At 56.7% G+C, this 4,970-nt stretch carries 7 protein-coding genes; all 7 read right to left on the minus strand.

Annotated features, from left to right (window positions below; all coding sequences use genetic code 11):
- Nucleotides 1-417: 417 nt before the first annotated feature.
- The gene (locus JQ575_RS43725; RefSeq protein ID WP_212039318.1) at nucleotides 418-816 is read right to left on the minus strand and encodes an ester cyclase; all 399 of its coding nucleotides are present in this window, start codon (nucleotides 814-816) and stop codon (nucleotides 418-420) included.
- 248 nt (nucleotides 817-1,064) lie between these two features.
- Nucleotides 1,065-1,520, minus strand: coding sequence for a cache domain-containing protein (locus JQ575_RS43730; protein WP_312016139.1), 456 nt, complete (start codon nucleotides 1,518-1,520; stop codon nucleotides 1,065-1,067).
- Nucleotides 1,521-1,559: 39 nt separating this feature from the next.
- Nucleotides 1,560-2,549 (minus strand): ABC transporter substrate-binding protein, encoded by a 990-nt coding sequence (locus JQ575_RS43735; protein ID WP_212039319.1) that lies wholly within the window; start codon nucleotides 2,547-2,549, stop codon nucleotides 1,560-1,562.
- 30 nt (nucleotides 2,550-2,579) lie between these two features.
- Complete coding sequence (locus tag JQ575_RS46835) at nucleotides 2,580-3,080, minus strand: ABC transporter substrate binding protein (protein ID WP_212039320.1); 501 nt, start codon at nucleotides 3,078-3,080, stop codon at nucleotides 2,580-2,582.
- On the minus strand, nucleotides 3,050-3,289 hold the full coding sequence (locus JQ575_RS43745; protein WP_212039321.1) for a hypothetical protein: 240 nt from the start codon (nucleotides 3,287-3,289) through the stop codon (nucleotides 3,050-3,052). The genes JQ575_RS46835 and JQ575_RS43745 overlap by 31 nt, the downstream gene beginning before the upstream one ends.
- The gene (locus tag JQ575_RS46840; RefSeq protein WP_212039324.1) at nucleotides 3,216-3,674 is read right to left on the minus strand and encodes an ABC transporter substrate binding protein; all 459 of its coding nucleotides are present in this window, start codon (nucleotides 3,672-3,674) and stop codon (nucleotides 3,216-3,218) included. Before JQ575_RS46840 ends, JQ575_RS43745 begins: the two co-directional genes overlap by 74 nt.
- A gap of 385 nt (nucleotides 3,675-4,059) precedes the next feature.
- Entirely contained in the window at nucleotides 4,060-4,563 is a 504-nt protein-coding gene (locus tag JQ575_RS46335) for a PilZ domain-containing protein (protein ID WP_312016140.1), read from the minus strand.
- Nucleotides 4,564-4,970: the final 407 nt, after the last annotated feature.

Genomic DNA, 4,970 nt, shown 5'->3' on the forward strand with positions numbered 1-4,970 from the left:
CGGCGGATCAAAGCCGGCCGCCCCTGGCGACGTAGCCGAACTATCCATCGCAAACAGCCGACTTTTGCAACAAAATCGGCACTTTGCGGTCCTCACGCGATGTCGAACTTGAGTCCGGAATGCGCACCAAAGCGGACGTCGGGCCGACCATCTCGCATCTTCTCAAAGGCCCGGTGTAAAATCTTTAACCTTCGACCCGCGCGAAAATACCGCCGTGTCCTCGGTGCAACATCTCTTTTGTTCATTCGAGGGAATACAATTTTGGACTCGTACTCCGACTCGCTTGCTTACTGAATGAGCCCGCCCCGGTCTCTTCATCTCCGCACACATCGCCCCGCGGAAATAGCAGATCCGCATATAGCCCCGCTTCACTGGATCACTTCGTTGGCGCAGCGACAAAAGTCGGTGGCACGCCGATCAAGCCCAGCCTAGTTCCTTTAGTGCCATACCGGAATGCCATATCTTGTCGTCAGTGAATTGCATCACGTAGACGTAGTCCGAAGTCGTCTTTTTGCCGGTCGGCTCACACGGACCACCGGGACCGGTATGAGTACCCGAAAAGACAGCATAGGCAGCGACGTTGTTTCGTTCGGTATCGGTGGCGAAGGATTTCACCTCGTAGCTGCCGTCCGGCATGATCGTCATTAGCCCCTTCATCCAATCCGCGTATTGTGCAAGAGTTTTAATACCTACAAGCGGCTCGGCCTGGGCGGCGAAGGTCGCATTTTGAGCACAGTAAGTCTTGCAGACTTCCCAACCCTTTCCAGTCTCGCAAGCGGCAAAGAAATCGTTGGCAGTTTCGGTGATCGACGCCATGGGCGGTTCCTCCTGGGTGTTTTATTGAATGTCATTTTTAGCACTTCGGCCACGCTCAGGCCAATACGCTGCTTGTTGCTCAGGCTGGCGAGCGCACACATGAATGTCCGTTGCGGTCAAAAGCCGCCCTCGCGCCCCTAAAATCCGAGTTCTGTTCTTGCCCCAACACCTTACTTCACTCGTCAGATCGGCCACTTCCGAAAAGTGCATCTTGGTCCCGCGAGTCGTAGGGCGTCGCCAACTACAATCTACTTGTAATATCCGACCACGCATGTGTAGCCAGCCACCCTCGTAGCGAGGCCGACTTTCTCAACCGGCCGCTTGTCTTCGCCTGGGCGCGGGAACATATATGTGACCTCCGTGATCTTACCTTCGACGGCAGAGGCAAATTCCGCCCCGTAGGGCTTGCCAGTGACGTCCTTAATATTTCTCTGCACGAGGCCAATACGCGCTGGATCGGGATGGGCAATGTTCTTGCCGTCACGGCCTGCGCAAGTTGGGTAAAGATCACGGTCGCGAAAGCCTCCTTCCCCCTTATTGATTTGGCTGACGGTTCTTGCCGGGTCGGCCTTCATGGAGATGACGACCTTCTCAAGCATGGCTTTCGCCTCGGCAGGCGTGCCGAAATTGGCGTTCTGAGCGTATGTCGCTGTCGATGCGATTGCGGCCACAGCTATTGCACTAATTGTGAGGTGACGAAGCACGATTTCCTCCCGGTGCGCTTCTGTTGCAAAACGGCGCTCTTATTGGATCACTTCGTCAGCGCGTTGCTGGACATGCAACGGCACATCAAGATCGAGCGCCTTGGCTGTTTTCAGGTTGACGATGAACTCGAACTTGGTTGGTTGCTCGACCGGAAGATCGGCAGGTTTCGCGCCCTTCAGAATTTTGTCGATGTAGTAGCCTGAGCGACGGAATATACTCAGGTTGCTAGGGCCATATGATGCGAGAGCGCCAGCCTCCACGGTCTCCCGCGAATATACAGCGAGCGGCAATCGGTGGGCCAAAGCCAAAGATGCGACTTCTTGGCGCGCGGCGAAGAAAAGACCGTCTTGAGTGACGACGACGCCGTTGATCTTGCTCTCCTGCATCTTTGAAAAGGCAGACTCAAGGTCTCCCGGACCGCGCACTTCGAACGCACTTAACGCCACTTGAAGCCTGTCGGCAGCGGCCTGGGCCTCTTCGATATAGCGTCGCGCACCGTCCTTGTCGTTTGGATTTACGAGCAAGGCCACCTTGGACACGCTCGGGACAATTTCCTTGAGATGTTCCACGCGCTTTGCAGTCAAGTCGAGCGCGAAGTTCGACAAGCCTGTGAGGTTTCCTCCTGGTCGCGCGAGGCTGGCGACGAGCTTGCTTCCGACTGGGTCGGGGATGGCAACAAAAATGATGGGGATAGTTGTAGTGGCCCGCTGCGCCGCCAACGCCGCCGGGCGAGTGATCGCAACAAGGATGTCGACCTTGAGCGCAACTAATTCAGCGGCGAGACTTTGGAAGCGATCCGGGTTTTCCGCTGGATAGCGATTCTCCAAGATAATGTTCTTGCCTTCGACGTAACCGAAATCATTTAGCCCCCGTCGTGCGGCTCCGAGATAGACGGCTTCCTCTTCCTCGTTGGCGGCATGCCACAGCATGCCAATTCGGGGGACGCGATTCACACTGCTTTGGGCACGCACCATCTGCGGCGGTATCGTAACGGCTGTGATGAGAAGGAGAAAATCCCGGCGCTTCATGTCCGTCCTCCAAGCTCTAAAGACGGTATCCTACGGCTCCGAGGGGTAATTTGATAGAGCCGAACTTAGCTGCGCAACGGCAACATGAAGGTCCTTCGCCATGGGGCGAGTGCTAACGTACCCGCTGCGTCTAATAGCCATTGGGCGACATCGGGTCGCATCGATAGACAAATAGGCCGCCAGCCGAGGTCGGCCGGATCGGTTTTTTTTGTGAGCGTCGGGGATTGCTGGGCTGTGTAGCGCGGAAACCGAACAGTCCTCGTGGCTCGTTTCGTGCCAATAGGCGACCCACTGATCCTGTTCAATCAGCTTGTCGGCGCGGAGGAGAAATGCCTCCGGAATGTCGAGGCCTAACGCCTTGGCAGTCTTCAAATTGACGAACAGCTCAAACCGTGTCGGTTGCTGCACTGGAAGATCGCCGGGATTGGCGCCTTTGAGCACCGCGTCGAGTTGGCGCGACGCCTTTCGGATCATCTCCGCGACATTGGGTCCATACGAGATCAAGCCGCCTGCCTGGACCCATGCACCCATCCAGCCACCAGCGGCAGGCGCTGCCGATTGGCAAACTCTACGATGCGCTGCGCATTGGCCAGAGTATGCCGCGACGATACGACGTAGAGGCTATCGACGCCGGACTCCTTCGCCGTTTCAAGCGTCCGGTCGAGTTCAACAGGATCGTGTATTCCGACCGGCAGCAACTCGAGATTCAAAGCTTTTGTTGCGCGCTGGGCGATCGGCAATTCGTTGTCGACATGGCTGGCATCGCGAAGGAGCGCAACCCGTGCTATGCGGGGGGGCCGCCTCCTTGAATGTTTCGAGCCGCTTGGCCGCAAGTTGATCCGACAAAAACGTAACGCCGGTCGAGTTGCCGCCGGGCTTCGCCAAGCTCTTGGCAATGCCGAGCTGAACAGGATCAGCGCTTATGGCGTAGATAATCGGGATCGCCTGAGTCGCCTTCGCAGCATGTGGCGTAACATCGCCGCCGAGGGCAAAGATCACATCTGGTTGGCTCTGAACCAGACCTGTGGCGAGTTCGGGAAGGCGCTCCGGCCGACCCTGAGCATACCGGTATTCGATGGTGACGTTCTCGCCATCGACATACCCAAGCTGGCGAAAGCCTTCCAGAAGCGCTTGCGTGTTCGGATCCCGCTCCGGGGTGCTTTAGACTAAGGACGCCGATGGTGTGCGGTGCGTCGCCGACTGTTGCGCATCGGCCCGAAATGGCCGGGCCGATAATGCAATGGTGGCCGCTCCTGCGATGAATTCTCTCCGCAGCATATTGAGCCTCCCTCTCAATCTTTGGACAGTCAGTATATACGTACTCCTGACGCAAACTTGATGCCAAATGGCCGGTGAATGCCCGTAGTGGGTCACTCGCGTCAGATTAAGGCTCAGCCCGCCTTCCGGTCCGCCCCTACGAACGGACATCGCTAGGGGCCTGGCCCGGCAGGCCGTTGGCCAAGCCGGCGGGTAGTCTCGATTGGGGTTGACCGGTTGAGCCGATGTTCGGCTACGCGACGTCTGGCTCGTTTAACCGGTCGAACGTTACGCCCAAACACCTTGGCTTGCGCCAAACAACGTAGCAGTGTTGGCTAAGATGACCATTAGCCATCAGCAACGTAATCTCGTGCGGAACTGAAACGGCGCTTGAAACATCCAAAGCCGCGCCAATCGAAGAAATATTTCGGATCGTACAACTGACTTCGACGCCGTCAAACGCAATGGTCGCGTTCCGGTTCACGTTGTGTCGCGGCATTGTTCGGCGCTCGATCATTATTGTAGTCTGCCGCGAAAACCTCAAAACTGGCTGAACGGCTTTACTACATTTGGCTGGAAAACATTGAACCGTCTGGGCCTCGTTATCCCCTGTCTGGCCGCCTGCCATGTCCGTTCGGGAGTCGGACCTTCTCGGACGCGCGGTTGACGTGCGCTCTAGCCCCAACAACTGACATTCCGTGAGGAGGAAAACAGCCCGCACTACCGACTTGCCCGGGAGTGATGGCCTTGGGGCCATAACGGCGTCCGTTGGAGCCCAACCTGCGCAGGGTTTGGCTCCAATTTGAAATAGCACGGACCTTTCAGCGTATTGATAGGCCAGATCGGGGGAGCTGTAGGGTAGCGCGATGCAAATACGGCACGGACGCAATAACGTCGCTAGTTGAATGTGGAACTATCGTGACGGATGACTCCGGTCTGGGTCCGGATGCCTAGGAACACCGATATTGCAGCGACCTTCGTCGAAGTTGGTCCTGACTTCTTTGATAGATTCAATTTTGCGGGTCACCAATTGCGAGGTGGACCATAAGGGTAGTAGGCGTCGCGGCCACCAACCGAGATCATATTACCAAGGTCGATATCGTCATATAATGCTTGCGTGGACGCCCACTTCAAAAACTGCGACGCGCTATCAACCTGATCGTC

The sequence above is a fragment of the Bradyrhizobium sp. JYMT SZCCT0428 genome (assembly GCF_018131075.1).
Lineage (GTDB): Bacteria > Pseudomonadota > Alphaproteobacteria > Rhizobiales > Xanthobacteraceae > Bradyrhizobium.

Bases quoted from the DNA above. Each gene is read 5' to 3' on its own strand.
- JQ575_RS43725 (WP_212039318.1), bottom strand. From the start codon at position 816: ATGGCGTCGATCACCGAAACTGCCAACGATTTCTTTGCCGCTTGCGAG.
- JQ575_RS43735 (WP_212039319.1), bottom strand. From the start codon at position 2,549: ATGAAGCGCCGGGATTTTCTCCTTCTCATCACAGCCGTTACGATACCG.
- JQ575_RS46835 (WP_212039320.1), bottom strand. From the start codon at position 3,080: ATGGGTGCATGGGTCCAGGCAGGCGGCTTGATCTCGTATGGACCCAAT.
- JQ575_RS46335 (WP_312016140.1), bottom strand. From the start codon at position 4,563: ATGGCCCCAAGGCCATCACTCCCGGGCAAGTCGGTAGTGCGGGCTGTT.